Source organism: Roseateles oligotrophus (assembly GCF_014204525.1).
GTDB lineage: Bacteria > Pseudomonadota > Gammaproteobacteria > Burkholderiales > Burkholderiaceae_C > Paucibacter_A > Paucibacter_A oligotrophus_A.
This window is the reverse complement of sequence record NZ_JACHLP010000009.1, coordinates 158,006-184,828: the sequence shown is the minus strand read 5'-3', so window position 1 is coordinate 184,828 and position 26,823 is coordinate 158,006. Positions and strand designations below refer to the sequence as shown.

Genomic DNA, 26,823 nt, shown 5'->3' with positions numbered 1-26,823 from the left:
CAGCAGCACAGAAGCGAGATTATGACTTGTTTTTCTTAAACTCGTCAAGCGTTTTAAACATTTTGTTTGCCGCGCTTTTCACTCACTTCTTTTCTCCGCCACATCGCCTTGCTCGCCTCCGAAACAGAAGACTTGCTAGCAGCGAAGCCCTCTACTGTAGCACAGGATTTTTGCTCTTGCAGCAAGATTTTGAGAAATTTACGCGAAGACGCCTTCGAGGTTGTGAGGCAGTCGGTCGGATAGTTCCGCCAGGCGTTCGGAAACTTGGCTGTCAGTCGTCTTGGAAGGCCTCATCACGCTTGCTCTTGATGGTGGGCAAAAGCACGATCACGACCATCAGCAAGGCCGCGATCAGCAGGCCGGCCGACAAGGGGCGCGCCAGAAAGGTGCCCCAGTCACCGCGCGACAGCAGCAGGGCGCGGCGCAGGTTCTCTTCCATCATGGGACCCAGGATGAAGCCAAGCAGCAAAGGCGCCGGCTCGCAACTGAGCTTGTAAAAAACATAGCCGACCAGGGCAAAGGCCGCCGTCATATAGACATCGAAGCTGTTATTGCTCAAGGTGTAGGTGCCGATGCAGCAGAACACCACGATGGCCGGGAACAGAAAGCGGTAGGGCACGGTCAGCAGCTTGATCCAGACGCCGATCAGCGGCAGGTTCAGCACGATCAACATCAGATTGCCCACCCACATGGAGGCGATCAGGCCCCAGAACAGTTCAGGGTTGCTGGTCATCACCTGCGGACCCGGCTGTATGCCTTTGATCGTCATCGCACCCACCATCAAGGCCATCACCGCATTGGGCGGGATGCCCAGGGTCAGCATGGGAATGAAGCTGGTTTGGGCGCCGGCGTTGTTGGCGGACTCAGGGCCGGCCACGCCTTGAATCGCGCCCTTGCCAAAGGGAATGCGCGGATTCTTGACGATCTTCTTTTCCAGGGTGTAGGACGCGAAAGATGCCAACAAGGCGCCGCCGCCCGGCAAGACGCCCAGCACCGAGCCCAGCGCCGTGCCACGCACGACCGAGGGCCAGGCTTCCTGGAAGTCTTGCCTGGTGGGCCACAGGCCCTCGACCTTGTGCGTGAAGACCTCGCGCTGCTCTTCCGGTTGACCCAGATTGGCGATGATTTCGCCAAAGCCGAACACCCCCATGGCGATGACGACAAAGCCGATGCCATCGGTCAACTCGGGGATGTCAAAGGAAAAGCGCGGCGTACCCGAAATCACATCGGTATTGATCTGTCCCAGCAGCAAGCCCAGCACAATCATCGCGATGGCCTTGACCAGGGAGCCCGAGGCCAGCACGACCGCCCCCACCAAGCCCATCACCATCAAAGAAAAGTACTCGGCCGGACCGAAATTGGCCGCCATCACGATCAGCGGTTGCGCGAACGCCGCAATGATGATCGTGCCCACGCAGCCTGCGAAGAAGGAGCCCAGGCCCGCTGCGGCCAGGGCCGCACCCGCCCTGCCCTGCCTGGCCATTTGATAGCCATCGATGGCGGTGACCACCGAACTGGACTCGCCCGGCACATTGATCAGAATCGCCGTGGTCGAGCCTCCGTACTGGGCTCCGTAGTAAATGCCCGCCAGCATGATCAGGGCCGGCGTCGCATCCAGGGAATAGATGGAGGGCAAAAGCATGGCGATGGTGGCCACCGGCCCCAGGCCCGGCAAGACCCCGATCAGCGTGCCCAGCACGGCCCCGCCAAAAGCGTAAAGCAGGTTCTGCCAGCTCAGCGCGACGTGAAAGCCCAGCAAAAGATTGTTCAGCAATTCCATGCTCTGCCCTCAGCCGCCGAACATCACCGGCCAAACCGGAATCACCAGCTTGAGCCCCCAGACAAAGATCAGCCAACTGCCCGCCGTCAGCACCACACTATTGAGCAGCGCATCCTTCCAGCGGAATTCCTGGCCGGCCAGGGCCGACAAGGTCACCAGCACGGGCAGGGTCAGCAGCAGACCCAGGCGCGGCAGCGCCAGGCCGAAGAACACGATGGCGCCAACCAGGATCAACAAGGGCTTCCAGGCGATCTTGCCGATCGGATCGCCGCCTTCGGACTCAATGCTCAAGGCCTTGAACAAGACCATGCCCCCCAGCACGGCGAGCAAGACGCCCAGCCAGAACGGAAAGTAGGCCGGGCCGGGCTGGGCCGAGGAGCCAAAGCTGTAATTGGTCGAGCCCAGGGCGAACACCACGCCCACGATAACGAACATCAGCCCCGACCAGAAATCACGTTGGCTCTTGATCTTCATTCGGATTCCCCAATAGTCTCAGCGCGCAGGCTGCGCGGGTTCGCATTCTAGGCAGGCAAAAGGCAAGACCTGACCCCGCTGATGACACCGCTTACCAGTGGACACAAGTCCCAGCAAAACTCGCGCGTGAACAGAGCTAGCCCTGCCACTGCGGCGTGCTGCGCAGAATCTCTTCCAGCGTCGTCATGCCCTCGGCCACCTTCATCGCGCCGGCCAGCCGCAGCGGCCGCAAACCCTCTTGCACGGCTTGCCGGCGCAGGGCGGAAATATCGGGCGTCGGGTGCAGATGGGTCTTGACCGACTCGCCTATCGTCAGCAACTCATACAGCCCCGCCCGCCCCCGGTAGCCGGTGTTGCGGCATTCCAGACAGCCCACCGGTTTGTAAGGCTTGACGCCGCCATTCATGCGCCAGTGCTTGAGCATCTCGTTGAGGGTATCCCGGGTCACGGCAGGGTCCGGCACCTTGCAGTGATTGCACAGGGTGCGCACCAGGCGCTGGGCCAGCACGCCGATCACCGTGGCGCTGATCAGATAAGAAGGCACACCCAGATCGGTCAGCCGGGTGATGGCCGAGGCCGCATCATTGGTGTGCAGGGTGGAGAACACCAGATGGCCGGTCAGCGCCGCCTGGATGGCCATTTCAGCGGTAGCCAGGTCACGGATCTCGCCCACCATGATGATGTCAGGGTCCTGCCGCATCAGGGCGCGCAGGCCCTCGGCAAAGCCCAGGTCCAGGCCAGTTTGCACCTGGGTCTGGTTGAAGGCCGGCTCTATCATTTCGATCGGGTCTTCGATAGTGCAGACATTCACCTCCTCGGTCGCCAGGCGCTTGAGCGTGGAGTACAGCGTGGTGGTCTTGCCGCTGCCGGTGGGCCCGGTCACCAGAATGATGCCGTGGGCCTGCGTGACCAGCTTCTCCCAGCGCTCGCTGTCGTGGCCGGAAAAACCCAGATGACTCAGATCCTTGACGGCGGTGTCGGGGTCGAAGATGCGCATCACCATCTTCTCGCCGAAGGCGGTGGGCAAGGTGGACAGACGCATCTCCACCTCGTCGCCGGCCGGGTTGCGGGTCTTGATGCGGCCGTCCAGCGGCCGGCGCCGCTCCACCACATCCATGCGGCCCAGCAGCTTGATGCGCGAGGTCATCGCACTCATCACCGTCGGAGGTAACTGGTAAACCGTGTGCAAGACCCCGTCGATGCGGAAGCGGATCACGCCCATCTCGCGGCGCGGCTCCAGATGGATGTCGCTGGCGCGCTGGTCGAAAGCGTATTGCCACAGCCAATCCACCACCTGGACCACGCCCTGGTCATTGGCATCTAACTGCTTATTGCTACGGCCCAGCTCCACCAACTGCTCGAAGCTGGCGACCTGGCTCGATTCACCCGCCTTGGCCGCCGCGCGCACCGAGCGGGCCAGCGTGAAGAACTCGGTGGTGTAACGCGCTATCTCCAGGGGGCTGGCCACCACCCGCTTGATCGGCTTGCGCATATGCGATTCGATCTGCGCGACCCAGGAGGTGTCGAAAGGCTCCGAGGTGGCGATGGTCACCTCGGTCAGGCCCACTTGCACCGGCAGGCAGCGTTTGGCCTCGGCATAGCCGACCGACATCACATCGCTGACCCGGCCCACCTCCACCTTGAGCGGATCGATGCGCAGATAAGGCAGCTTGGCCCGGCCCGCCACCCATTCGGTCAAGGCGTCGATGTCCAGGGCCTTGCCATTGTCCAGCCGCGTCAGGCCGGCATGGCCCAGGCGCACGAGCGGGTGCAAAGCGCTATCACCCGCGGCAAAACGAGTCTGGGTGCGCGCCACCTGGTCGGCGTCTATCAGCCCGTCCTCCTGCAGCCAGTGCAGCATGGCCCGCCAGTCCAGCCGGCCCTCAAGCTTGGGCGCCGCGGAGACTGGGTTGGCTTTCAAGGTCATGGTGGATCTCAGGCTCGCAGCTGTTGGATGAGGTTCAAGGGAAGCGGCCGCACCAGGCGCAACCATTTGCGCGCCGGCAGGCCGTACTGCGACTCGATGGTAGCCGCTCGGCGCTCCAATTCCTCGCGCTCCGGCACTTGCACGCCGCGCGCCGCCACCACGATGGTATTGCCCTCCTTGGTCGGGGCCAAACTCCAAACCTGATCGGATCCGAACACCCGCGCGATGCGGGTGGCGCTGCGGGCAAAGCTGGCGTCGCGGCCAAACAGATTGACCGTCATCAGGCCGCCGTCCGCCAGCAGGCCGTGGCAATGGCGGTAGAAGTCCTCGTCGTCCAGCACCGGCGAGGCGGCGTCGTGATCGTAAAGGTCGATATTCAGCACCTGGGCGCTTTGCAAATGCTCGGGCTCCTGCACCCAGCGCGCCGCGTCGGCATTGACGACCCTCAGCCGTCCATCGTCCTCGGGCAGATGGAACCAGGCCCGGCAGGCGCTGATCACCGTGGGGTTGATCTCCACCGCCGTCGTCTGCATGCGCAAGACCTTGTGGCAAAAGCGGGTGATGGCGGCCGCCCCCAGGCCGAGCTGGATGGCATGGCCCTCGCGGACCTGGGCGCTCTCGCGCCACAACATCCACACCATCATGCGCTGGATGTATTCCAGCTCCAGCTGCTGGGGCTTGCGTATACGCATGGCGCCCTGCACCCAGATGCTGTCCAGATGCAGAAAGCGCACGCCTTCAAACTCGGACAGGGTCGCCGGGGCCCAGGCGGGCGGCTTGTTGTTCTTGGTCTTGCTCAAAAAATTACTCCAAAAGTCCATGGCGCTGCAGCACCTCACGCCAGGCCTCCCGCTTGCGCTCCAGCGACCAGGCCGCATGGGCCGGGCTGGTGGAAGGCAGTTTGTAGACGGGCAGGCCCAGGGTCTGCGTCAAAGCCCTATGACGCGCCGATTCCCCGCCATTGTGGGCGATGGCCTGCAGCAGCGGCATGCGCGCGGCCAGGCCCAGCAAATCATTCGGCCGCGCTTGCTGGATGGCACTGTCCAGGCTGCCCACGCGCAAGCAGCTCTCATACACATCCCAGATCGCCAAGCCATGGGCCTGGGCCATGGCCACGCGGCCAACGTAGTCCAGACGGGCAAGGTCCTCATCCCACAAGGAGGCCAGGATGGGCCAGAACTGATTGCGCGGATGTGCGTAATAACGCTGGCTTTGCAAAGAAGCGACGCCGGGGAAGCTACCCAAAACGAGCAATTTCGCACGTGGCGACCAGATTGGCGGCAAACCCTGTAGGCGCTCTGCCCCGGCCTGTCGTTCAATGCCTCGCCCGAGGACGCAAGCCGAATCATCGGTTTTGCACTGGGATGGCACGATTGGTTTAGTCACAGGAGACGGCAATGAACACTGCAGGCTTGAACACGGAAGCGATCTGGAATTTTCTCAGCACCCAGGGCGCCGACTTCGCGCTGAAGATCCTGGCCGCGCTGGCGGTCTGGATCATAGGCCGCTGGATCATAGGGCTGCTGGTGCGCTTGTTCGCCGGCGCACTGGAACGCGGCAAGAAAATCGACTCCACGCTGTCCACCTATCTGCGCTCCATCCTCACGGTCATGCTCAATATCGTGCTGGCCCTGGCGGTGCTGGACGTGTTCGGCGTCAAGACCACCTCCTTCGCCGCCCTGCTGGCCGGCGCCGGCCTGGCCATAGGCACGGCCTGGGGTGGCTTGCTAACCCATTTCGCCGCCGGCGTCTTCATGCAGGTGCTGCGGCCCTTCAAGGTGGGCGATTTTGTGCAGGTCGGCGGCGTCAGCGGCACGGTGGTGGAGATCGGCCTGTTCGGCACCACCCTGGTCACCGGCGACCATGTGCAGACCATCATCGGCAATAACAAGATTTTTTCCGACACGATTCAGAACTATTCCAGCCTGCCGGTGCGGCGGGTGGACTGCCAGGCCAAGATCGCCAACTCGGTGGACCCCATGGACGCCATCGCCCGCCTGAAGGCCGCGCTGGCCCAGATCCCCAACGTCGCCAGCACGCCCGCCCCCGATGTGGAGATCCTCAGCTTCACCCCCGAAGGCCCCCTGCTCTGCGTGCGCCCCTATGCCCATACCGACCATTACTGGCAGGTCTATTTCGACACCCACAAGGCCATCGTCACCACCTTTGGCACGGCCGGCTACCCGGTGCCCGAGACGCCGGTGGCGCCGCGCAACCGCTGAAGCCCGGGCAGCGCGGCCAGCGTATTGGCCGTGCAGAGCGCGGCCGTCTGCGCCAGCGTCCAGCCGCGCAAGTCGGCCAGAGACTCGGCGATGCGCGGCAACTCAGCCGGCTCGTTGCGCATGCTGGCGCCGGCCGCCCGCTCGGCCGCCGTCTTGTAAAGCCAGTGCGGCGGGATGTCCGGCGCATCGGTCTCCAGCACCAGGGCGGCCTCGGGCAGGCCGGCCGCCAAACGCCGGATCTGCAGGGAGCGCTCAAACGTCAACGTGCCGCCAAAACCCAGCTTGAAGCCCAGGTCCACAAAGGCCTGGGCCTGTTGCGCGCTGCCGTTGAAGGCGTGGGCGATGCCGCCCGGCACCGCCAGGCGGCGCAGGCCGGCCAGGAGCTGATCGGCGCTGCGCCGCACATGCAGAATCACCGGCAGGCCGTGGCGGCGCGCCAGCTTCAATTGTTCGATGTAGAAATGCTGCTGGCGCTGCGCATCCAGGCCGGGCACGAAAAAATCCAGCCCGATCTCGCCCACGGCCACCAAGTGCGGGTCCGTGCGGTACTGCGTGAGCCAATCGTCCAGCAGGGCCAGGTCTTGATCCTGGGCCTGCATCACATACAGCGGGTGTATGCCTAACGCATAGGCCAGGCCATGCTGGTGGGCCAGGGCGCGTACGGTCTCGAAGTTGCTGGCCGCCACGGCCGGCAGCACCAACTGCGTGACGCCGGCCGCGCGTGCGCGCGCCACCACCGCCTCCCGGTCCGGCTCGAACTCCGGGGCGTCCAGATGGCAGTGGCTGTCTATCCACATTGGGCGTTAGCGGAATACCACCGTCCGATTGCCATTCATCAGCACCCGATGCTCGGCATGCCATTGAATGGCGCGGGCCAGAGTCACGCATTCGGTGTCGCGGCCTATGGCCACCAATTGCTCGGGCGCCAGGCTGTGGTCGATGCGGGCCACCTCCTGCTCGATGATGGGGCCTTCGTCCAGGTCCGAGGTGACGTAGTGCGCCGTCGCACCGATCAGCTTGACGCCGCGCTGATGCGCCTGGTGGTAGGGCTTGGCCCCCTTGAAGCTGGGTAGAAAGCTGTGGTGGATATTGATGGCCCGGCCGGCCAGATCGCGGCACAACTCGGGCGACAGGATCTGCATATAGCGGGCCAGCACCACCAGATCGATCTGGTTCTCTTCAATCACCTCGCGGATCTTGCGCTCCTGGCCCTGCTTCTGCTCCTCGCTGGCGTTCAGCAAGGGGAAGTGGTGGAAGGGGATGTTGTGCGAGGCCGCGAGCTGGTAGAAGTCGCGGTGGTTGGAGACGATGGCCGGAATCTCGATCGGCAGATGGCCGGTCTGCACCCGGAACAGCAAATCGTTAAGGCAATGCCCCAGCTTGGAGACCAGCAGCAACACCCGGGTCTTGGCCTGGCTGTCCACCAGCTCCCAGTCCATCTGCAGGCGCTCGGCCAGGGGCGCAAAGCTCTGGCACAGGGCCGCCTGCTCGGCGCCGGCCGCGCACTCGAACTCGATGCGCATGAAAAAGCGCTGGTGATCCTCGTCGCCATGCTGGGCCGAGGTGAGGATATTGCCGCCCTGCTCCAGCAGATAAGCGGTGACGGCGTGGACGATGCCGGCCCGGTCGGGGCAGCTGAGCTTGAGGATGAAGCGCTTTTTGGAACTCATGGCAGAAATTTTTTCTGGGAAAGAGAAGAATCAAACCCGCGTGTCAATCAGGCCGCCAGCTGCACCTGCCCGCCCAGCAGGCTCAGACTCGCCTCGCATTGCGCGGCCAGGGCCTGGTCGTGGGTCACCATCACAAAAGCCGTGCCCTGCTCGCGGGCGGTGGCCAGCATCAGCTCGAAGACGGCTTGCGAGGTCGTGCGGTCCAGATTGCCGGTGGGCTCGTCGGCCAGCACGCAGGCCGGCTGGGTCACCAGGGCGCGGGCGATCGCCACCCGCTGGCGCTCGCCGCCCGACAGCTCGGCCGGCCTATGCTTCAGCCGCGCCCCCAGACCAACCCGGCTGAGCATCTGGGCGGCGGTCTCGCGTGCCGCGGCCTGCGGCATGCGGCGTATGCGCAAGGGCATGGCCACATTGTCCACGGCGCTGAATTCGGGTAGCAGGTGATGGAACTGGTAGACAAAGCCCAGATGCTGGTTGCGCCAGTCGCCGCGCGCCGCCTCGCTCATGCCGCTGAGCTCCTGGCCCATCAGCACGACGCGGCCGGCCGAGGGCTTGTCCAGCCCACCCAGCAGATGCAGCAAGGTGGACTTGCCCGAGCCCGAGGCGCCGACGATGGCCAGGGTCTGGGCGCGCCGCACCGTCACATCGACGCCGGACAAGACCTTCACATCCAGCTCACCCTCGCTGAAGCGCCGCTCCAGGCCGAAGCCCTGCAAAACAATCGGCTCACTCATAACGCAAAGCCTCCGCGGGTTGCACGCGGCTGGCTCGCCAGCTGGGGTAGAGGGTGGCCAGAAAGGCCAGGATCAGGGAGATGAGGGCGATGGGGTAGATATCGGCCCACTGCGGATCGCTAGGCATTTTGGTGATCAGATAGATGCTGCCGGGCAGGAAGCTGGTGTTCAAAAGCCGCTCGATAAAGGGCACGATCACATCGATATTGAAGGCCACCAAGAGCCCCAGGCCCACACCGGACAAGGTGCCGATGACGCCCGAGGTGGCGCCCTGCACCATGAAGATGCCCATGATGGAACGCGGGCTGGCGCCCAGGGTGCGCAGGATGGCGATGTCGGCCTGCTTGTCCGTCACCGTCATCACCAGGGTGGAGACCAGGTTGAAGGCCGCCACCGCGACGATCAGGGTCAGGATGATGCCCATCATGCGTTTCTCGACCTGCACCGCGTCGTACCAGTTGGCATTGCTGCGGGTCCAGTCGCGCACCCGGATCTCCGGGCCCATGCTCTGCGCCAACTCGTCGCCGACCTCGCGGGCGCGGTAGACATCCTTCAGCTTGAGCTGCACGCCCGAGGGCCCGGCCACGCGGAAGAGCTTGGCGGCGTCCGCCACATGGATCAAGGCCATGCCGCTGTCGTACTCGTAATGACCGGCGTTGAAGGTGCCGGCCACGGTGAACAGACGCATGCGCGGCGTGGTGCCGGCCGGCGTCACATCGCCGCTGGGCGAGACCACGGTGATCTTGTCCCCCACCTTCACGCCCAGATGGCGCGCCAGCTCGACGCCCAGCACGATGCCCCAGTCGCCGGCGTGCAGGCGCGACAAGGCGCCGTCCTTCAGCTGCGCGGCCAGGGGCGTGACCTGGCTCTCCGCCGCGGGCTCGATGCCGCGCAAAATCGCGCCGCGCATCTCATCCCCACGGGCGATCAAGACCTGGGAGGCGATAAAGGGCGCGGCCGCCACGATCTGCCCACCAGCGGCCGGGTCCTGCCGGGCCTTGGCCGCCGTGGCCTGCCAGTCGGGCAAGGCGTCGCCGTTGTAACTGAGCAGTTCCACATGGGCGATCACCGACAACATGCGGTCGCGCACCTCTTTCTGGAAGCCATTCATCACCGACAGCACGATGATCAAGGCCGCCACGCCCAGCGCAATGCCCAGCATCGAGACGCCGGAGATGAAGGAGATGAAGCGGTTGCGCCGCCCGCCACGGCCGGCACGGGTGTAGCGCCAACCAATCTGCAATTCAAAAGGCCAATTCATGGGCAGGCATGCTAACCGCTTCAACACCTGTCAATGCGCCTCATCCCAGTTCGTGCCCACGCCCACCTCGGCCAGCAAGGGCACTTTGAGCTGGGCCACGCCGGCCATCAGCCGCGGCACCTCGGCCTTGACCCAGTCCAGCTCGGCCGCGGGCACCTCGAACACCAGTTCGTCGTGCACCTGCATGACGATGCGGGTCTGTTTGCCCTGCGCGTCCAGCGCGGCCTGCACCGCGATCATGGCCAGCTTGATCAGATCGGCCGCCGTGCCCTGCATGGGCGCATTGATGGACTGGCGCTCGGCCCCGGCCTTGCGCGGGCCGTTGCCGCCGCGGATCTCGGGCAGATAGATGCGGCGGCCGAACAAGGTCTCCACATAGCCCAGCTCGGCGGCGCGGGCCTTGGTGTCGTCCATGTATTTCTTGACGCCGGCAAAGCGGTTGAAGTAGAGGTCGATGTAATCGCGCGCCGCCTTCTGCTCGATGCCTAGCGATTGCGCCAGGCCGAAGGCGCCCATGCCGTAGATCAGGCCGAAGTTGATGGTCTTGGCATAACGGCGTTGTTCGCTGGTGACTTCGCCCACCGGCGTGTTGAAGACCTCGGCCGCCGTGGCGCGGTGCACGTCCAGGCCCTCGCCAAAGGCGCGCAAGAGGCCGGGGTCCTCGCTGATATGGGCCATGATGCGCAGCTCGATCTGCGAGTAGTCGGCGCTGACGATCACATGCCCCGGTGGCGCCACAAAGGCCTCGCGCACGCGTCGGCCCTCGGCCGTGCGGATGGGGATGTTCTGCAGATTCGGCTCATTGCTGGACAGCCGCCCCGTCACCGCCACCGCCTGGGCGTAATTGGTGTGCACCCGGCCGGTCTGCGCATTGATCATCAGCGGCAGCTTGTCGGTGTAGGTGCTCTTGAGCTTGGCCAGGCCGCGGTATTCCAGGATCTTGGCCGGCAGCGGGTAGTCCATGGCCAGCTTGTCCAGCACCTCTTCGTCGGTCGAAGGCGCGCCGGTGGCGGTCTTCTTCACCACGGGCAGGCCCAGCTTGTTGAACAGAATCTCGCCGATCTGCTTGGGGCTGCCCAGATTGAAGGGCTGGCCGGCGATCTCATAAGCCTCCTGCTCCAGCGCCAGCAGGCGCTGGCCCAGCTCATGGCTTTGGGCCTGCAGGCGGGCCGCTTCGATCAGCACACCCGTCGTCTCGATGCGGGCCAGCAGGGCGCTGGTGGGCATCTCGATCTCGCGGTAGACGCGCAGCAGGCCGGGCTCGGCCTCGATCTGCGGCCACAGCTGCTCATGCACCTGCAAGCACATATCCGAGTCCTCGGCCGAGTAATGCGCGGCCCGGGCCACCTCCACCTGGGCAAAGGGAATCTGGTTCACGCCCTTGCCGCACAAATCCTCATAGCTGACGCCCGCCCGGCCGAGATAGCGCTCGCCCAGGGCGCCCAGGCCATGGGTTTTGTGCGCCTCCAGCACATAACTCTGCAACATGGTGTCATGCGCCACGCCGCGCAAGGCGATGCCGTGGTTGGCGAACACATGGGTGTCGTACTTGAGGTTCTGGCCCAGCTTGGGCGCCGCCGCGTCCTCCAGCCAGGGTTTGAGCCGGGCCAGCACCTCGTCCAGCGGCAGTTGCTGGGGCGCGTCCGGCCCCTCGTGGCGCAAGGGGATGTAGGCCGCCTCGCCCGCCTTGACGCTGAAGGAGAGGCCGACGATGCGGGCCAGCATGGGTTCCAGCGAATCGGTCTCGGTGTCCAGGGCCACCAAGGGGGCGGCGCGCAACTTGGCCAGCCAGGCCTCGAAGGCGGCCCAGTCCAGAATGGTGTCGTAGCGCGAGTCCAGCGGCGCTGCAGCTGGCGCAGGCAAATCGGCAAAGAGATCGCCGTTGCTGGCGGCCGGCGCCGGCTGGGGTGCCAGCGCCGTGCTGACTTCCTTCAGCCAGGTCTTGAAGCCGTAGCGGGTGTAGAAGTCCTGCAATCCTGCCAGGTCCACCTCACGCAGGGCCAGGGCCTCCAGCGCCGGCCATTCGGGCACATAGCCGCTCAAATCACAGTCCAGCTTGACGGTCACCAACTTGCGGCCCATGGGCAGCCAGTCCAGGGCCTTGCGCAGATTCTCGCCGGCCACGCCCTTGATCTTGTCGGCGCTGGCGATCACGCCGTCCAACGAGCCGTATTCGGCAATCCACTTGGCCGCCGTCTTGGGGCCGACCTTCTCGACGCCGGGCACATTGTCCACCGTGTCGCCCATCAGGGTCAGGTAGTCGATGATGCGTTCCGGCGGCACGCCGAACTTGGCGGTGACGCCGGCAATGTCCAGCGACTCATTGCTCATGGTGTTGATCAGCGTGACGTCGGCGTTGACCAACTGGGCCATGTCCTTGTCGCCGGTGGACACCACCACCGCATGGCCGGCCTCGGCCGCCACCCGGGCCAGCGTGCCGATGGCGTCGTCGGCCTCGATGCCCGGCACCTCCAGGATGGGCCAGCCCAGCAGCTTGACCACCTCGTGGATGGGGGCGATCTGCTCGCGCAAGGCATCGGGCATGGGGGCGCGCTGGGCCTTGTACTCGGGGTACCACTCGTCACGGAAGGTCGGGCCCTTGGCGTCGAAGACGCAGACCGCATGCTCGGCCGCCACCTGATCGCGCAATCGCTTCATCATCGCCACCATGCCGTGGATGGCGCCGGTGGGCACACCTTCCGGGCCACGCAGATCGGGCATGGCATGGTAGGCGCGGTACAAATAGCTGGAACCGTCGACCAGCAGAAGAATGGGTTTGCTCATGGCCCGCATTGTCGTGCAAGCCCGGCCACGCCAGCCTCGCTAGAATGCCGCCATGCTCACCTCGCACCTCCCCCTGCCCGCCCTGCTGGCACTTTGTCTTGCCTGTGGCAGCGCCTGGGCCGCCGAACCCGCCGCCGAGGCGCAGAAAGTGCCCGATGCCAAGGTTCAGCAGACGGTGATCGAGGATGACAGCAACCGCATCGAAGAGATGCGTGTGCGCGGCCAGACCCAGAAGGTCTCGGTCCAGCCCAAGAACAGCGCCCTACCCGGCTATGAAATCATCATGGGCGACGCGAGTCGCGATCCATCCATCGGCAATGGCGCCAGCCGTGGCGCGGCGGGCCAAAGAGTCTGGCGTTTGCTGACTTTCTGATCCACAAGCGCCTCTGGCCCGCTCAAGCCTCGGCAAGCGGGCAGCCGTGGCGCCCGCCTTGCGGCCGCTGAGCGCCAGAGCCCAACGCCCGAATATGCGCACAAGCGCTCATTGATATGGCCGTATTTACCGACGTCTCCACGGCCCAGGCCCAAGCCCTGGTCTCTCGCCTGCAACTGGGCAATCTGCTGAGCCTGCGCGGCATCAAGGCCGGCATTGAGAACACCAATTACTTTCTGGACACCGACCGCGGCGAGTTCGTGCTGACGGTGTTCGAACGCCTGAGCTTTGCCCAGCTGCCCTTCTATCTGCAGCTGATGAAGCATCTGGCCGCGCGCGGCCTGGCCGTGCCCGACCCGCAGGCCGATGCCGAGGGCGAGATCCTGTTCGAGCTGCAGGGCAAGCCCTGCGCCCTCGTCAACAAGCTGCGCGGCGGCCACCAACTGGCGCCCGACCTCTTCCACTGCGAGCAGGTCGGCGCCGAGCTGGCCCGCATGCATCTGGCCGGCCAGGACTTCCCCCTGCAGCAGCCCAATCTGCGCGGCCTGGCCTGGTGGACCGAGACGGTGCCGGTGCTGCTGCCCCATCTGGACGCCGCCCGTGCCGAGCTGCTGCAAAGCGAGCTGGCCTACCAGCAGCAGCTGGCCGCCTCGGCCGGCTATGCCGAACTGCCGCGCGGCCCCATCCACGCCGACCTGTTCCGCGACAACGTCATGTTTGAACCTGTGCCCCCTGAGCTGTCGCCCGGCGACAGCCCCCCCGAGGGGGTGCCGTCCACTCGGGAGCGGCCCGTCGTGGACTTGGGTCTACCCGGCCGCGAACGCCTCAGCGGCTTCTTCGACTTCTACTTCGCCGGCGTCGACACCTGGCTGTTCGACCTGGCCGTCTGCCTCAACGACTGGTGCATAGACCTGGCCAGCGGCCGGCTCGATGAGGCCCGCGCCCAGGCCTTTGTGCAGGCCTACGAGGGCGTGCGGCCGCTGAGCGGGACTGAGCACCGGCTGCTGCCCGCCCTGCTGCGCGCCGCCGCCCTGCGCTTCTGGGTCTCACGCCTGTGGGATGTGCATCTGCCGCGCGACGCCACCCTGCTGACCCCGCACGATCCCGGCCATTTCGAGCGCGTGCTGCGCGAGCGCATCCAGAATCCCTGGCATGCCATGCCTGAAAACTAATCCATTATTCGGATGCACTTCGTCCTGCTCCCTCCCCTTGAACCCTCCTACTCTTGAGCCTTCCATCTTGAGCACGCCCCCTCCGATGATGTTGCACCTGCAAACCGTGCCCAGCCGCAACGGCATGCTGTGGATACGACACGGTTTCAAAGTCTTTCAGCGCCGCCCCATGGCCCTGGCCGGCCTGTTCTCGCTTTTTCTGTTCGTCTCAATGCTGCTGCTGATGGTGCCGGGCGTGGGCGTGATGCTCTTGCTGATGGCCCTGCCCCAGCTCTCCCTGGGTTTCATGCTGGCCACCCATCTGGTGCTGCAGAACCAGACGCCCACGGCCTCGGTCTATCTGATGCCCTTCAAGCTGACGCCCGAGCGCCGCAACACCCAGCTGCTGCTGGGCGCCTGCTACGCCCTGGCCACCGTCGCCATCAGCTATCTGACCGGCTGGATCGACGGCGGCAGCATGGACGAGCTGCAAAAGCTGATGGGCGAAGGCGCCTCCGCCGACAAGATCGCCGAGGCCGCCGCCAACCCCGCCCTGCTGTGGGGCGCCATCACCCGCCTCTCACTGGCGGCCCTGCTGTCCGTGCCCTTCTGGCATGCGCCGGCCCTGGTGCACTGGGGCGGCCAGGGCCTGATGCAGGCCTTGTTCTCCAGCACCCTGGGCGTCTGGCGCAACCGCGGGGCCTTTGCCTACAACGCCTTGCTATGGGGCGCGCTGATCATGGGCCTGGGCCTGAGCGGCAGCCTGCTGGCCGGCCTGCTGGGCCTGGGCCAGGTCCTGCCCATCCTCGCCATGGCCTGCGGCCTGCTGCTGTCAACGGTGTTCTACGCCTCGCTGTATTTCACCTTCATCGACTGCTTTATGTTCGGCGCTCCGGGCGATCTGCTCAAGGACAAACGCTGACTGCCCACGGCGCCAAGGCCATGGGCGGGCGCCGCGAGTTGTCATCAAAAAGTCATTCCTCTTTCTTACATTTTCGGTCACAAGAAGCGCGGGTTTCCACGGAAGCACGCCGCTACAGATCACACGGCTGCCCCAGCCGAACCGAAAAATACTGGAGGAATGTTTTCATGTCCAAACCCATCCAAGCCTCACGCCGCCAGGCCCTCAAATTCCTGGGCACGCCGCTGATGCTGCCCTTGACCGGCATGGCCGGCCTGGGCGCCAGCAGCCTGCTGTCCGCCTGCGGCGGCGGTGACGCCCCACTGCCCGCGGCCCAGATGGTGTCCGCCAGCTTCGGCGCCATGGCCGCCCCCGGCCTGACGAACGCCGCCGCCATGGCCACCACCCATGTGGCCTCCACCCTGGAAGTGAGCTTGGGCGACGGCACGAAGCAAAGCTTCAAGCTGGCCTACGCCCCCTTCTTCATGACCGGCAGCCAGGTGCCCGACGGCAAGGGCGGCAGCGTGCTGGCCGGCGGCTATGTGGACATCAAGAACCAGCCCATCCTGGACAAATCGGTGGCGGGCAAGGAGCGCCAGTTCTTCTCCGACTGCCCGGACGGCACCTCGCTGCTGAGCGTGCCCGGCGCCAAGGTGGCGGGCGTCAAGGGCAATACGGTGTTCGCCGTCGTGCAGTTCGAATACGTCACCCGCAACCAGGCCCAGGCCGATGCCTACGGCACCCTGCCCTCGCCCATCGCCGTGCTGACCCTGGACCAAGACCCCGCCAGCGGCAAGCTGAGCCTGGTCAAGTACCACAATGTCGACACCTCGTCCGCGCATGGTTTGTGGATCACCTGCGGCTCCAGCCTCTCGCCCTGGGGCACCCATCTGTCCAGCGAAGAGTACGAACCCGACGCCTTCACCATCGCCTCGAACAGCATGTTCAAGGCCTATAGCAAGAATCTGTTCGGCGACGAGACGACGGCCAAGCCCTACCACTACGGCCATCTGCCCGAGGTGACGGTCAACCCCGACGGCACGGGCACGATCAAGAAGCACTACTGCATGGGCCGCATCTCGCATGAGCTGATCCAGGTCATGCCCGACAAGCGCACCGCCCTGATGGGCGACGACGCCACCAACGGCGGCTTCTTCATGTTTGTGGCAGACAAGGAGCAAGACCTCTCCGCCGGCTCGCTCTACGTGGCCAAGCTGGCCGCCGGCTTCTCGCTCGATCCGGCAGCGCCTGCTACCGCCATCAGCTGGATCAAGCTGGGCTCCGCCACCAGTGCCGAGATCGAAGCCCTGGCCAACACCCTGGCGCCCACCGACATCATGACGGTCTCCACCAGCGACCCGGCGGACGCCAGCTTCACCAAGATCTGGCTGAATGGCAAGCCGCAATGGGTCAAGCTCAAGCCCGGCATGGAAAAGGCCGCCGCCTTCCTGGAAACCCATCGCTACGCGGCCCTGAAGGGCGCCAGCATGGCCTTCACCAAGATGGAAGGCACGACGGTCAATATCAAGGACAAGGTCGCTTACTCCGCGCTGCAGAACATCGTTGACTCGATGGTGCGCGGCAATGCCAAGTGGAATGAAGCCTATGGCATCTCGCTGGACAAGGCCGTGGTCGCCGGTGGTGTGCTGGCTCACAATCTGAGCGCCGGCCAGAAGGACAGCGGCGGCGGCGCCATCAATAGCGAATGGGTGCCCTCGCAGACCAAGGCCTTGCTGGTGGGTGAGGACATCGCCGCCGACGCCCTGGGCAACTTGGCCCATCCGGACAAGATCGGCAACCCCGACAACCTGAAGTTCTCCGAGAAGCTGCGCACCCTCTTCATCGGCGAAGACAGCGGCTACCACGTCAACAACTTTGTCTGGGCCTATAACGTCGACACCAAGCAGCTGAGCCGCCTGATCTCGATGCCGGCCGGCGCCGAAGCCACCGGCCTGGGCGTGGTGGACGATTTGAATGGCTGGACCTATATCACCAGCAATTTCCAGCACCCCGGCGATTGGGGCTCGGTGCACAAGCTCGTCAAGAGCACGCTGGACCCGCTGGTGCGCGCCAACTACAACGATGGCTTCAGCGCCGCCGTCGGCTACCTGACGGCCGAAGCCAGCAGCATCAAGCTGAGCAAGCTGCAAGCCTGATCGCTGGAAGCCCTGAACACGGCCGGCACCAGCGGCCAAGTTCAGTCAATCGGCGTCAGCTTGGCCACAGCCAGCGCCAGCCACTTCATGCCGTGGCGGCCGAAGTTGACTTGGGCGCGGGCGTCCTGGCCCGTGCCTTCCAGCGTCATCAAGACGCCCTCGCCAAACTTGGTGTGGAAGACGCCCTTGCCCACCTTGAGCCCGCCGAACTCGGCCGCCACTTTTTCGGCGGCCGCCGCCTTCATGCTGCGCGGCACCGGCGCGGCCTCGTAACTCGGTTTTTCAGCAGATCGGCCCGCGCCGACCACCGACTTCAGGCCCGAGCCGCGCGACCAGCTGTCCTGGTACTCCTTGGCGAAGCCCGAGCCAAAGCCCTGGTTCCTGGGTGTCAGCCATTTCAGCGCGGCCTCGGGTAACTCGTCAAAAAAGCGGCTCTTGACGTTGTAGCGGGTCTGGCCGTGCAGCATGCGGGTCTGGCTGAAGCACAGGTAGAGGCGCTGGCGCGCCCGCGTGATGGCCACATACATCAGGCGGCGCTCTTCCTCCACGCCCTCGGGGTCGGTCAGCGAGTTCTCGTGCGGGAACAGGCCTTCCTCCAGGCCGGTGATGAAGACGGCGTCGAACTCCAGGCCCTTGGCCGAGTGCACCGTCATCAGCTGCACCGCGTCCTGGCCGGCCTGCGCCTGGTTGTCGCCCGCCTCCAGCGAGGCATGGGTGAGGAAGGCGGCCAGGGGCGACATGATCTCGCCCGTCTCGGCGTCCGGCGTGACACGCCGACCCCCAAGGCCGACGCTCTGCGTCGTCCGCCCCCCCAAGGGGGAGTCAGGAGACTCGGGGCGGCCCAGCGTCTCCTGGGCCGGCGCCACGGCCGCCGGGAGGCCTGCGGAAATAGCGCCCGGCGACAACTCATCCACCGGCAGGGCCACGGCGTCCTTGCCAAAGCCTTCCCGTGTGACAAAGGCCTCGGCGGCGTTGACCAATTCGCCCAAGTTCTCCAGGCGCTCGGCGCCGTCCTTGTCATTGCGGTAGAACTCGGCCAGGCCCGAGCTCTCCAGAATCTGCTCGATGATCTCGCGCAGGGTCAGGCCCTGGGTCAGATTGCGGGTGGAGTCAATCAGGCTGGTGAAGGCCAGCAGATTGCTGCCGGCCTTGCCGGCCACCGCGCCCACGCTTTGGTACAGGCTGCGTCCTGACAGCCGCGCCGCATCCTGCAAGAGCTCGATGGCGCGGGCACCGATGCCACGGGTCGGGAAGTTGACCACGCGAAGAAAGCTGGTGTCGTCGTTCGGGTTCTCCAGCAGGCGCAGATAGGCCAGCGCATGCTTGACCTCGGCCCGCTCGAAAAAGCGCAGGCCGCCATACACCCGGTAGGGGATGCCGGCATTGAAGAGCGCCGACTCGATCACCCGTGACTGCGCATTGCTGCGGTAGAGCACGGCGATCTCCTGGCGGCGCAAACCCTGGCGGTGCAGGGCCTGGGCCTCCTCGATCAGCCATTGCGCCTCGGCGAAATCGCTGGCGGCCTCGTAGACCCGCAGCGGCTCGCCGGGCCCGGCCTCGGTGCGCAGATTCTTGCCCAGGCGCTTGCTATTGCGGCTGATCAGCTCGTTAGCGGAATCAAGGATATTGCCGAAGCTGCGGTAGTTCTGCTCCAGCTTGATGACGCCTCCCACCCGATACTCACGTTCGAAGTCCGCCATATTGCCCACCCGCGCTCCGCGGAAGGCGTAGATGCTCTGGTCGTCATCGCCCACGGCGAACACGCCCCGGCGCAGCGCCGGCGGCGAGAACATCTTCAGCCAGGCGTATTGCAGCTTGTTGGTGTCCTGGAACTCGTCCACCAGCACATGCTGGAAGCGGCGCTGGTAATGCTCGCGCACGGCGGCGTTATCGCGCATCAGCTCGTAAGAGCGCAGCATCAACTCGGCAAAGTCCACCACGCCCTCGCGCTGGCATTGGTCTTCGTAAGCCTGGTAGATGGCCACCAGGGTCTTGCTCTGCTCGTCATAGGCCTCGATGTCTTGCGGGCGCTGGGCATCCTCCTTGGCGGAGGCGATGAACCAGCTCACCTGCTTGGGCACATAGCGCTCTTCGTCCAGCTTCATGGCCTTGATGACACGCTTGATGGCCGAGACGCTGTCGCTGGCGTCCAGGATCTGGAAGCCCTGGGGCAGGCCCGCCAGCTTCCAGTGCGCACGCAAAAAGCGGTTGCACAGGCCGTGGAAAGTGCCTATCCACATGCCGCGCACATTGACCGGCAGCATCGTGCTGAGCCGGGTCAGCATCTCCTTGGAGGCCTTGTTGGTGAAGGTCACGGCCATGATGCCGCCGGGTGAGGCCTGGCCCGTCTGCAAAAGCCAGGCGATGCGGGTGGTCAGCACCCGGGTCTTGCCCGAACCGGCGCCAGCCAGGATCAGCACCGGCTCCGGCGGCGCGGTCACCGCCGCATATTGTTCGGGGTTGAGGTTCTTCAGCAGGCCCGCGGGCTCGGGGGCGGCAAACAAATCGTCGGACGGGGGCAGGTTCATCCGCGCATTTTAGAGAGGCTTGCACTTGGGAGGGGCTGTAGTACCCAGCGCGCCGCGCCATCAATCGGAATTGGGCGGCCTGCTGCGTTGAAATTTTTGCCAATAGCTGGGCTATTGGCAAAAATTTCGCCTTGCATTCCATCCCAATCCGATCGCGGCGCCCTCGCGCTGGGTTCTACAGCCCCTCCCTTGAGGCATGATGCGGCCCGATGAAAGACATGTCCTCACCCTGCCCCTGTGAAAGCAAACTGAGCTACGGCCAATGCTGCGGCCCCTTGCACCAGATATTTGCCAGCAGCGGCCAGCTCGGCGCGCCCGATGCGGAGCGCCTGATGCGCTCGCGTTACAGCGCCTACACCCTGGATCTGCTGGACTATCTGCTCGCCACCTGGCACCCCGACACCCGGCCTGGCAGCCTGGCGCCAAATGAGCCCGGCCTGCGCTGGCTGGGCCTGCAAGTGAAAACACATGTGCAGCAGGACGCCGAACATGCTTGGGTGGAGTTTGTGGCCCGCAGCAAATGGGGCGGCCGCGCCCAGCGCCTGCACGAGATCAGCCGCTTTGTGCGGCTGGACGGCGCCTGGCTTTATCTGGACGGCGAGATCCGCTGAGCCGCCTCAGAGGGTGAGAACTTTTGTAGCGAGCGGCTGTCAGGCTAGGCGGACGGAGCACAGGAACCGGAACGTACTTCCTGTACGTGAGGATTCCGAGCACCGCCCAACGACGCATGGCGGCCGCGCAGTAAAAAGTTCTCACCCTCTCAGGCGAACTCCTGGCGCACGCCGCGCGAGTTCAAACGCAAGGCCAGCCACAGCAGGCCAGCGCTCAGGCCCAGGCAGAGCAGCGCCAGCAGGATATGGCCATCGGTCAGCCAAGGCAGGGCCGGCAGGCTGGGCACCAGGGCGGCCAGCAGGCCAAAGCTCAGGCGGCGCCCCCATTCATAGCGGCGCAGCAAGGCCTGGCCCGCGGCCACGGCCAACAGGGCAAGCAGGATCAGCGAAGGAAAGGCGATCAGGCCCAACAAGGTACGACCCGAGTTTGAGAACCCCAGTAGATAAGCGCTCACGCCCAGGCCGGCCAGGCCCAGCAACATCAGCAAATAGGCGATGCTGGTGACGAGGCGGGAACGGTATCCGACGTGGAAGATCTGCGGCATGGTCAACTCCTTGGACTGCGAGGCCCGAGCGGCATGGGGCCCGGAAGTACATTCTTTCGATTCACAAGGAAGCCGGCCACCCCTCCCTTTGGGGGCCACCCGGTAAGAGTCTGTGTCTTTGTGCGAAAGCGCCGTCTTGATCGGCTTTCCGGCTCCTTGAAAGCCGGTTCAGGGAAAGAAATCACCCGCCCCATGTTGCAAATCATCTACGCCGACGAGCAGCTCGTGGCCATCAACAAACCGGCCGGCATGCTGGTGCATCGCAGCGGCCTGGACGCGCAGGAAACCGTCTTCGCCCTGCAATTGCTGCGCGATCAGCTGGGCCGGCCCGTCTGGCCCGTCCATCGCCTGGACAAGGGCACTTCGGGCCTGCTGCTGTTCGCGCTCAGCGCCGAGATGGCTGCGATCCTCAGCCTCTGTTTCGAACAGCGGCAGACGCGCAAGACCTACCACGCCCTGGTGCGGGGTTGGCCCGCAGCAGCCGGCCGTATCGAACACCCGCTGGCCAAGGACCCGGAGCTGCCCTCCCAGGGTCAGGTCTTGCTGCCCTCGCGTACCGACTGGCAGCGCCTGGCCCGGCTCAGCCTGCCCTTCAGCAGCGATGGCCGCTTCCCCGAGACCCGCTTGGCGCTGGTCGAGGCCAGGCCCGAAACCGGCCGCCGCCACCAGATCCGCCGCCACCTCAAGCACATCGCCCACCCCATCATCGGCGACGCCACCCATGGCAAGGGGCCGCTGAACCGGGCCGTCGCCGAGTTTCTGGGCCTGCAACGCCTGTGGCTGCACGGCCTGCGCCTGCAGATCCGCCACCCGGTGAGCGGGCAGATGCTGGATCTGCAGGCGCCGCTGGGGCCGGAATGGGCCGCGCTGCAGGGCAAAGGCCTGTGGCAGCACGATGGAGCAGAGGCAGAGACAATGCCCGCTCAAACAAGCCAGAACGGGGTGGGTGGGATGAGCAGCCAGCAGAACAATAACGATCCGAGCGCTGCGGCATGAGCGCCAGTGTGGGAGGAGCCGTCTACGCCGCCCTGGCCTATCTGGCCTGGGGCCTGTTCCCGCTCTACTTCAAGCAGATCGCCCAGGTGCCGGCGCTGGAGGTGATCCTGCACCGCACGCTCTGGTCCATGGTCTTCGTGATGGCGGTCTTGCTGGTCTTGCGCCGCTGGGCCTGGCTGGGCGAGGTGCTGCGCCAGCCCAGGCTGCTGGCGCGCTTCGGCCTCTCGGCCCTGCTGCTGAGCTGCAATTGGCTGGTCTATGTCTGGGCCGTGCAGCAAGGCCAGGTGCTGGACGCCAGCCTGGGCTATTTCATCAACCCCCTGGTCAATGTGGCTCTGGGTTATCTCGTGCTGAAGGAGCGGCCGCGCCGTCTGCAATGGCTGGCCGTGGGCCTGGCCGCCGTCGGCGTGCTGTGGCTGGCCCTGCAGACCGGCCACATCCCCTGGGTCGCCCTGGTGCTGGCCCTGAGCTTTGGCTTTTACGGCCTGATGCGCAAGATGGCCTCGCTGGGTGCGCTGGAGGGCCTGGCGCTGGAGACCCTGCTGCTGGCGCCGCTTGCCGCCGTGGCCCTGGGGCTGATGAGCTGGCAGGGCCGGGGCGCCTTGGCGCAGGGCGAGCCCGGCACCATCGCCTGGCTGCTGTTTGCCGGCCCGCTGACGGCGATTCCGCTGCTGCTGTTCGCGGCCGGCGCGCGCCGCATTCAGATGACGACGCTGGGCCTGCTGCAATACATCTCGCCCTCGCTGCAGTTCATGCTGGGCGTCTGGCTCTATCACGAGCCCATGAGTGGCAGCCGCCTGGCCGGCTTTGCCTTCATCTGGGCCGCCTTGGCTGTCTACAGCCTGGACGGCCTCTGGCAGAGCCGGCTCAGAGGCTGAGAACTTTTGTAGCGAGCGGTCGTCAAGCTAGGCGGACGGAGCTGCGGATGCCGGAACGTACTCCCTGTACGTGAGGATTCCGAGCACCGCCCAACGACGCATGGCGGCCGCGCAGTAAAAAGTTCTCAGCCTCTCAGGCGTTGACGACGGGCAGGCGCACCAGATAGTCAAAGGCGCTCAGGGCCGCCTTGGCGCCGTCGCCGGCGGCGATGACGATTTGCTTGAAGGGCACGGTGGTGGCGTCGCCGGCGGCGAAGACGCCGGGCAGCGAGGTCTGGCCGCGTGCATCGACGATGATCTCGCCGTGCTTGGACAGCTCCACCACGCCCTTGAGCCACTCGGTATTGGGCACCAGGCCGATCTGCACGAACACGCCTTCGAGCTCGACGCGATGCGCCTGGCCGCTGACGCGGTCGGTGTAGTTCAGGCCGTTCAGCTTGCCCTCGGCACCGGTGAGTTCGGTCGTTTGGGCGCTCACATGGATGCTGACGTTGGGCAGGCTCTTGAGCTTGCTGACCAGCACCGCGTCGGCGCGCAAGGCATCGCCAAACTCGATCAGGGTCACATGGGCGACGATGCCGGCCAGGTCGATGGCGGCCTCCACACCCGAGTTGCCGCCGCCAATCACCGCCACGCGCTTGCCCTTGAACAAAGGGCCATCGCAATGCGGGCAATAGGCCACGCCCTTGTTCTTGTACTCCTGCTCGCCGGGCACGCCCACATTGCGCCAGCGCGCGCCGGTGGAGAGGATGACTGATCGGCTCTTCAGCGAGCCGCCATTGGCCAGCTTGATCTCGATCAGCCCGCCCTCGCTGGCGGCCGGGATCAGGGCCTCGGCACGCTGCAGATTCATGATGTCCACCTCGTAGGCCTTGACATGGGCCTCCAGAGCGGCGGCGAACTTGGGGCCGTCGGTTTCCAGCACCGAGATGTAATTCTCGATCGCCATGGTGTCATTGACCTGGCCGCCGAAGCGCTCGGCCGCCACGCCGGTGCGTATGCCTTTGCGCGCCGCGTAGACGGCGGCCGCCGCGCCGGCCGGGCCGCCACCGACGATCAGCACCTCGTACGGCGCCTTGGCGCTGAGCTTGGCGGCGTCGCGGTCGGCGGCGCCGCTGTCCAGCTTGGCGACGATCTCCTCCACCGTCATCCGGCCGGAGCCGAAGTGCGCGCCATTCAGGTAGACCGCGGGCACGGCCATGACCTCGCGGCGGTTGACCTCGTCCTGGAACAGGGCGCCGTCGATGATGACGGTTTTGATACGCGGGTTGAGCACGGCCATCAGGCTGAGCGCCTGCACCACATCCGGGCAGTTATGGCAGCTCAGCGACATATAGACCTCGAAGCTGTACTCGCCGTCCAGGGCCTGGATCTGCGCGATCACTTCGGGCTCGACCTTGGGCGGGTGACCGCCCACCCACAGCAGGGCCAGCACCAGGGAGGTGAACTCGTGGCCCAGGGGGATGGCGGCGAAGCGCAGACTCATGTCCGTGCCGGTGCGCTGCAGGCTGAAGGAGGGTTTGCGCTCGTCCTGGCCGTCGGTGGCCAGCGTGATCTTGTCGGACATGGCGGCGATGTCCTGCAGCAGTTGCAGCATCTCGCGGGAAGCGTCCGAATCGCCGAGACTTGCCTTGATCTCGAAAGGCTGGGTGACTCGCTCCAGATAGGCCTTGAGCTGAGTCTTCAGTGCATCGTCCAACATGGTGCTACTCCTTGGGAATGTATTCAGGCGTGGCGAGACAAGCCACTCTGAAAACACCCGGTAGCCTCAGCTGCTGGAGATGTTTTCAGCGTGACTCTTGCGGTCGCGCTGGGGTTGTTGCGCAAGCCCCTGCCGGGAGGCAGGGACTTGTGGCTGACTGCTCAATCAAATGAGCCCTTAGATTTTGCCGACGAGGTCCAGCGAAGGCGTGATGGTCTTGGCGCCTTCGTTCCACTTGGCGGGGCAGACCTGGCCGGGGTGGCTGGCCACGTACTGGGCGGCCTTGAGCTTGCGCAGGGTTTCCTTGACGTCGCGGGCGATGGCGTTGTCATGCACTTCCAGGGTCTTGATCTGGCCTTGCGGGTTGATGATGAAGGTGCCGCGCAGGGCCAGGCCTTCTTCGTCGATGTGCACGCCGAAGGCGCGGGTCAGCTGGTGCGTCGGGTCACCGATCAGGGGGAACTGAGCCTTGCCCACGGCGGGCGAAGTCTCGTGCCAGACCTTGTGGGCGAAGTGCGTATCGGTGGTGACGATATAGACCTCGGCACCGGCCTTCTGGAACTCGGCGTAGTGCTCGGCCGCGTCTTCGACTTCGGTCGGGCAGTTGAAGGTGAAGGCGGCCGGCATGAAGATCAGGACCGACCACTTGCCATTCAGGCTGGCTTCCGTCAGGTCAACGAACTTGCCGTTATGGAAGGCGCTGGCCTTGAAGGGCTGAACTTGGGTATTGATCAAAGACATGATGTTTCCGTCGTGTTGAGACGCCTGGTTCAGACGTCTTGGTTAAGGGATGACGGAATCATATCGGCTGAGCGCCGGCCTTAGTTTTGATTAATCAAATCGCCCTCATTGGCCCAGGCTATGCCTCCAGCGCCAGCAGCTCTTCCACCGTCTGGCGGCGGCGGATCAGGCGCTGCTGTTCGCCGTCCACCAACACCTCGGCCGCCAGCGGCCGGCTGTTGTAGTTGCTGGACATGGAGGCGCCGTAGGCGCCGGTGTCGTGGATCAGCAGCAGATCGCCCACCCGCGCCTCGGGCAGCTCACGCGGCAGCACCACGCCGCCATCGCCCTGGGTGAAGACATCGCCCGACTCGCACAAAGGCCCGGCCACCACGCTGGCGCGTGAGGGGCGCGCGCTCGCATCGCTGCCGTCCTGCGGCAGCAGGCTCATGGCGTGATAGCTGCCGTACATGGCCGGCCGCATCAGCTCGCTGAAGCCGGCGTCCACCAGCACAAAATGATTGCGGCCCGCGTCCTTGCAGGCGCGCACCTCGCTGATCAGCTGCCCTGCCTCGGCCACCAGATAGCGGCCGGGCTCGATCTCCAGGCCCAGGGCATGGCCGACAATGGTTTCAGCCTCCTTGCGCGCGGCATCCCAGAGGCCGAAGTAATGGGCGGTGTCGATGACGGGCTCGCCGCTGCGGTAGGGAATGGACAGGCCGCCACCGGCCGAGATGGCCTGCAAATCATGGCCGGCCGCCTTGGCCTGGCGCACCAGCTCCACCATGGCCCCGCAGACCTGGGACAGATGGCCGTAGTCCACGCCCGAGCCGATATGCATGTGCAGGCCGACCAGCTTGAGCCCTTGCTGGGCGATCACGGCCAGGGCGGCCGGCAGATCGCTGTGCCAGATGCCGTGCTTGCTGTGCTCGCCGCCGGTATTGGTCTTGTTGCTATGGCCATGGCCAAAGCCGGGGTTGATGCGCAGCCAGACCGGGTGGCCTTGCGAGGCCGCGCCCAGCTGATGCAGCATGTCTATGCTGCCGGCGTTCACCGGCACGCGCTGCTGCACGACGGTGGCCAGGGTTTCGCGGTCCAGCAGATCGGCGGTGAAGACGATCTCATCGCCATCCCCGCCCGCGGTGTAACCGGCCGCCAGGGCGCGCAGGATTTCACCGCGCGACACGGCATCGACCTTGACGCCCTGCTCCCGCATCAGGCGCAGGATATGGGTGTTGGAGCAGGCTTTCTGGGCGAAGCGTATGGTGTCGAAGGCGCGCAAGGCCTGGATGCGGGCGCGTATCAGGGCCGCGTCATACACCCACAGCGGGGTGCCGAAACTCTGGGCCAGCTGGCGCAGGCGGACGGGAGGCAAAACGGTCGAGGCAGACATGGCTTGATCGGTGAATT

Annotated in this window: 23 protein-coding genes; 8 read left to right on the top strand and 15 right to left on the bottom strand. The window is 65.3% G+C overall.

The genetic code is table 11. The features are described from left to right. Positions 1-271: 271 nt before the first annotated feature. From HNP55_RS20160 to HNP55_RS20140, 5 genes are all read right to left on the bottom strand, one after another. Positions 272-1,780 (bottom strand): tripartite tricarboxylate transporter permease, encoded by a 1,509-nt coding sequence (locus tag HNP55_RS20160; protein ID WP_184303564.1) that lies wholly within the window; start codon positions 1,778-1,780, stop codon positions 272-274. A 9-nt stretch (positions 1,781-1,789) separates the two neighbouring features. Further along, positions 1,790-2,254 carry a tripartite tricarboxylate transporter TctB family protein gene (locus tag HNP55_RS20155; protein ID WP_184303563.1) on the bottom strand — a complete coding sequence of 155 codons (465 nt, stop codon included), beginning with the start codon at positions 2,252-2,254 and terminating at the stop codon, positions 1,790-1,792. Positions 2,255-2,390: 136 nt separating this feature from the next. Next, on the bottom strand, positions 2,391-4,181 hold the full coding sequence (locus tag HNP55_RS20150; RefSeq protein ID WP_184303561.1) for a GspE/PulE family protein: 1,791 nt from the start codon (positions 4,179-4,181) through the stop codon (positions 2,391-2,393). A gap of 8 nt (positions 4,182-4,189) precedes the next feature. Then, the gene (locus tag HNP55_RS20145) at positions 4,190-4,981 is read right to left on the bottom strand and encodes a spermidine synthase (protein ID WP_184303559.1); all 792 of its coding nucleotides are present in this window, start codon (positions 4,979-4,981) and stop codon (positions 4,190-4,192) included. A 4-nt stretch (positions 4,982-4,985) separates the two neighbouring features. Then, complete coding sequence (locus tag HNP55_RS20140) at positions 4,986-5,465, bottom strand: DNA-deoxyinosine glycosylase (protein WP_221439699.1); 480 nt, start codon at positions 5,463-5,465, stop codon at positions 4,986-4,988. 128 nt (positions 5,466-5,593) lie between these two features. Between HNP55_RS20140 and HNP55_RS20135 the strand changes: the two genes are divergently transcribed. Beyond that, on the top strand, positions 5,594-6,403 hold the full coding sequence (locus tag HNP55_RS20135) for a mechanosensitive ion channel family protein (protein WP_184303587.1): 810 nt from the start codon (positions 5,594-5,596) through the stop codon (positions 6,401-6,403). Here HNP55_RS20135 and HNP55_RS20130 read toward each other — a convergent pair. The 5 genes from HNP55_RS20130 to polA are packed head-to-tail and all read right to left on the bottom strand — an operon-like array spanning position 6,361 to position 12,852. Beyond that, on the bottom strand, positions 6,361-7,200 hold the full coding sequence (locus HNP55_RS20130) for a TatD family hydrolase (RefSeq protein ID WP_184303557.1): 840 nt from the start codon (positions 7,198-7,200) through the stop codon (positions 6,361-6,363). The two genes, HNP55_RS20135 and HNP55_RS20130, sit on opposite strands and share 43 nt — an antisense overlap. Positions 7,201-7,206: 6 nt before the next feature. Further along, positions 7,207-8,073 (bottom strand): formyltetrahydrofolate deformylase, encoded by an 867-nt coding sequence (gene purU / locus HNP55_RS20125; protein ID WP_184303555.1) that lies wholly within the window; start codon positions 8,071-8,073, stop codon positions 7,207-7,209. A 47-nt stretch (positions 8,074-8,120) separates the two neighbouring features. Continuing rightward, positions 8,121-8,807 carry an ABC transporter ATP-binding protein gene (locus tag HNP55_RS20120; protein WP_184303553.1) on the bottom strand — a complete coding sequence of 229 codons (687 nt, stop codon included), beginning with the start codon at positions 8,805-8,807 and terminating at the stop codon, positions 8,121-8,123. Further along, a complete protein-coding gene (locus tag HNP55_RS20115; protein WP_184303551.1) occupies positions 8,800-10,068 on the bottom strand; it encodes a lipoprotein-releasing ABC transporter permease subunit in 1,269 nt (422 codons plus the stop codon). Before HNP55_RS20115 ends, HNP55_RS20120 begins: the two co-directional genes overlap by 8 nt. Positions 10,069-10,098: 30 nt before the next feature. Then, the gene (gene polA, locus HNP55_RS20110) at positions 10,099-12,852 is read right to left on the bottom strand and encodes a DNA polymerase I (RefSeq protein ID WP_409993760.1); all 2,754 of its coding nucleotides are present in this window, start codon (positions 12,850-12,852) and stop codon (positions 10,099-10,101) included. Between the two features lie 52 nt (positions 12,853-12,904). Here polA and HNP55_RS20105 point away from each other — a divergent pair, with 52 nt between their 5' ends. The 4 genes from HNP55_RS20105 (at position 12,905) to HNP55_RS20090 (ending at position 17,433) form a co-directional block, all read left to right on the top strand. Beyond that, positions 12,905-13,225: a hypothetical protein gene (locus HNP55_RS20105; RefSeq protein ID WP_184303547.1), complete on the top strand. Its 321-nt coding sequence runs from the start codon at positions 12,905-12,907 to the stop codon at positions 13,223-13,225. A 116-nt stretch (positions 13,226-13,341) separates the two neighbouring features. Next, entirely contained in the window at positions 13,342-14,397 is a 1,056-nt protein-coding gene (locus HNP55_RS20100) for a homoserine kinase (RefSeq protein ID WP_184303545.1), read from the top strand. Positions 14,398-14,464: 67 nt separating this feature from the next. Next, a complete protein-coding gene (locus tag HNP55_RS20095; protein WP_184303543.1) occupies positions 14,465-15,298 on the top strand; it encodes a BPSS1780 family membrane protein in 834 nt (277 codons plus the stop codon). Between the two features lie 167 nt (positions 15,299-15,465). Continuing rightward, the gene (locus HNP55_RS20090; RefSeq protein WP_184303541.1) at positions 15,466-17,433 is read left to right on the top strand and encodes a PhoX family protein; all 1,968 of its coding nucleotides are present in this window, start codon (positions 15,466-15,468) and stop codon (positions 17,431-17,433) included. 41 nt (positions 17,434-17,474) lie between these two features. On the opposite strand, the gene HNP55_RS20085 is transcribed toward HNP55_RS20090, so the two are convergent. Then, positions 17,475-19,961, bottom strand: coding sequence for a UvrD-helicase domain-containing protein (locus tag HNP55_RS20085; protein WP_184303539.1), 2,487 nt, complete (start codon positions 19,959-19,961; stop codon positions 17,475-17,477). Between the two features lie 209 nt (positions 19,962-20,170). Between HNP55_RS20085 and HNP55_RS20080 the strand changes: the two genes are divergently transcribed. Beyond that, a complete protein-coding gene (locus tag HNP55_RS20080; RefSeq protein WP_184303537.1) occupies positions 20,171-20,572 on the top strand; it encodes a YchJ family protein in 402 nt (133 codons plus the stop codon). Positions 20,573-20,721: 149 nt separating this feature from the next. On the opposite strand, the gene HNP55_RS20075 is transcribed toward HNP55_RS20080, so the two are convergent. Further along, positions 20,722-21,117: a hypothetical protein gene (locus HNP55_RS20075; protein WP_184303535.1), complete on the bottom strand. Its 396-nt coding sequence runs from the start codon at positions 21,115-21,117 to the stop codon at positions 20,722-20,724. Between the two features lie 192 nt (positions 21,118-21,309). On the opposite strand from HNP55_RS20075, the gene HNP55_RS20070 reads away from it, so the two are divergent. Beyond that, positions 21,310-22,113, top strand: a complete 804-nt coding sequence (locus tag HNP55_RS20070) for a pseudouridine synthase (protein ID WP_184303533.1) — start codon at positions 21,310-21,312, stop codon at positions 22,111-22,113. Then, positions 22,110-22,991 (top strand): EamA family transporter RarD, encoded by an 882-nt coding sequence (gene rarD / locus HNP55_RS20065; RefSeq protein WP_184303531.1) that lies wholly within the window; start codon positions 22,110-22,112, stop codon positions 22,989-22,991. Before HNP55_RS20070 ends, rarD begins: the two co-directional genes overlap by 4 nt. 133 nt (positions 22,992-23,124) lie before the next feature. On the opposite strand, the gene ahpF is transcribed toward rarD, so the two are convergent. The 3 genes from ahpF to lysA all read right to left on the bottom strand — a co-directional run bounded on the left by ahpF (position 23,125) and on the right by lysA (position 26,806). Next, positions 23,125-24,693: an alkyl hydroperoxide reductase subunit F gene (gene ahpF / locus HNP55_RS20060; protein ID WP_184303529.1), complete on the bottom strand. Its 1,569-nt coding sequence runs from the start codon at positions 24,691-24,693 to the stop codon at positions 23,125-23,127. Positions 24,694-24,870: 177 nt separating this feature from the next. After that, a complete protein-coding gene (gene ahpC, locus HNP55_RS20055) occupies positions 24,871-25,434 on the bottom strand; it encodes an alkyl hydroperoxide reductase subunit C (protein WP_184303527.1) in 564 nt (187 codons plus the stop codon). Positions 25,435-25,552: 118 nt separating this feature from the next. Then, positions 25,553-26,806, bottom strand: a complete 1,254-nt coding sequence (gene lysA / locus HNP55_RS20050) for a diaminopimelate decarboxylase (RefSeq protein WP_184303525.1) — start codon at positions 26,804-26,806, stop codon at positions 25,553-25,555. Positions 26,807-26,823: the final 17 nt, after the last annotated feature.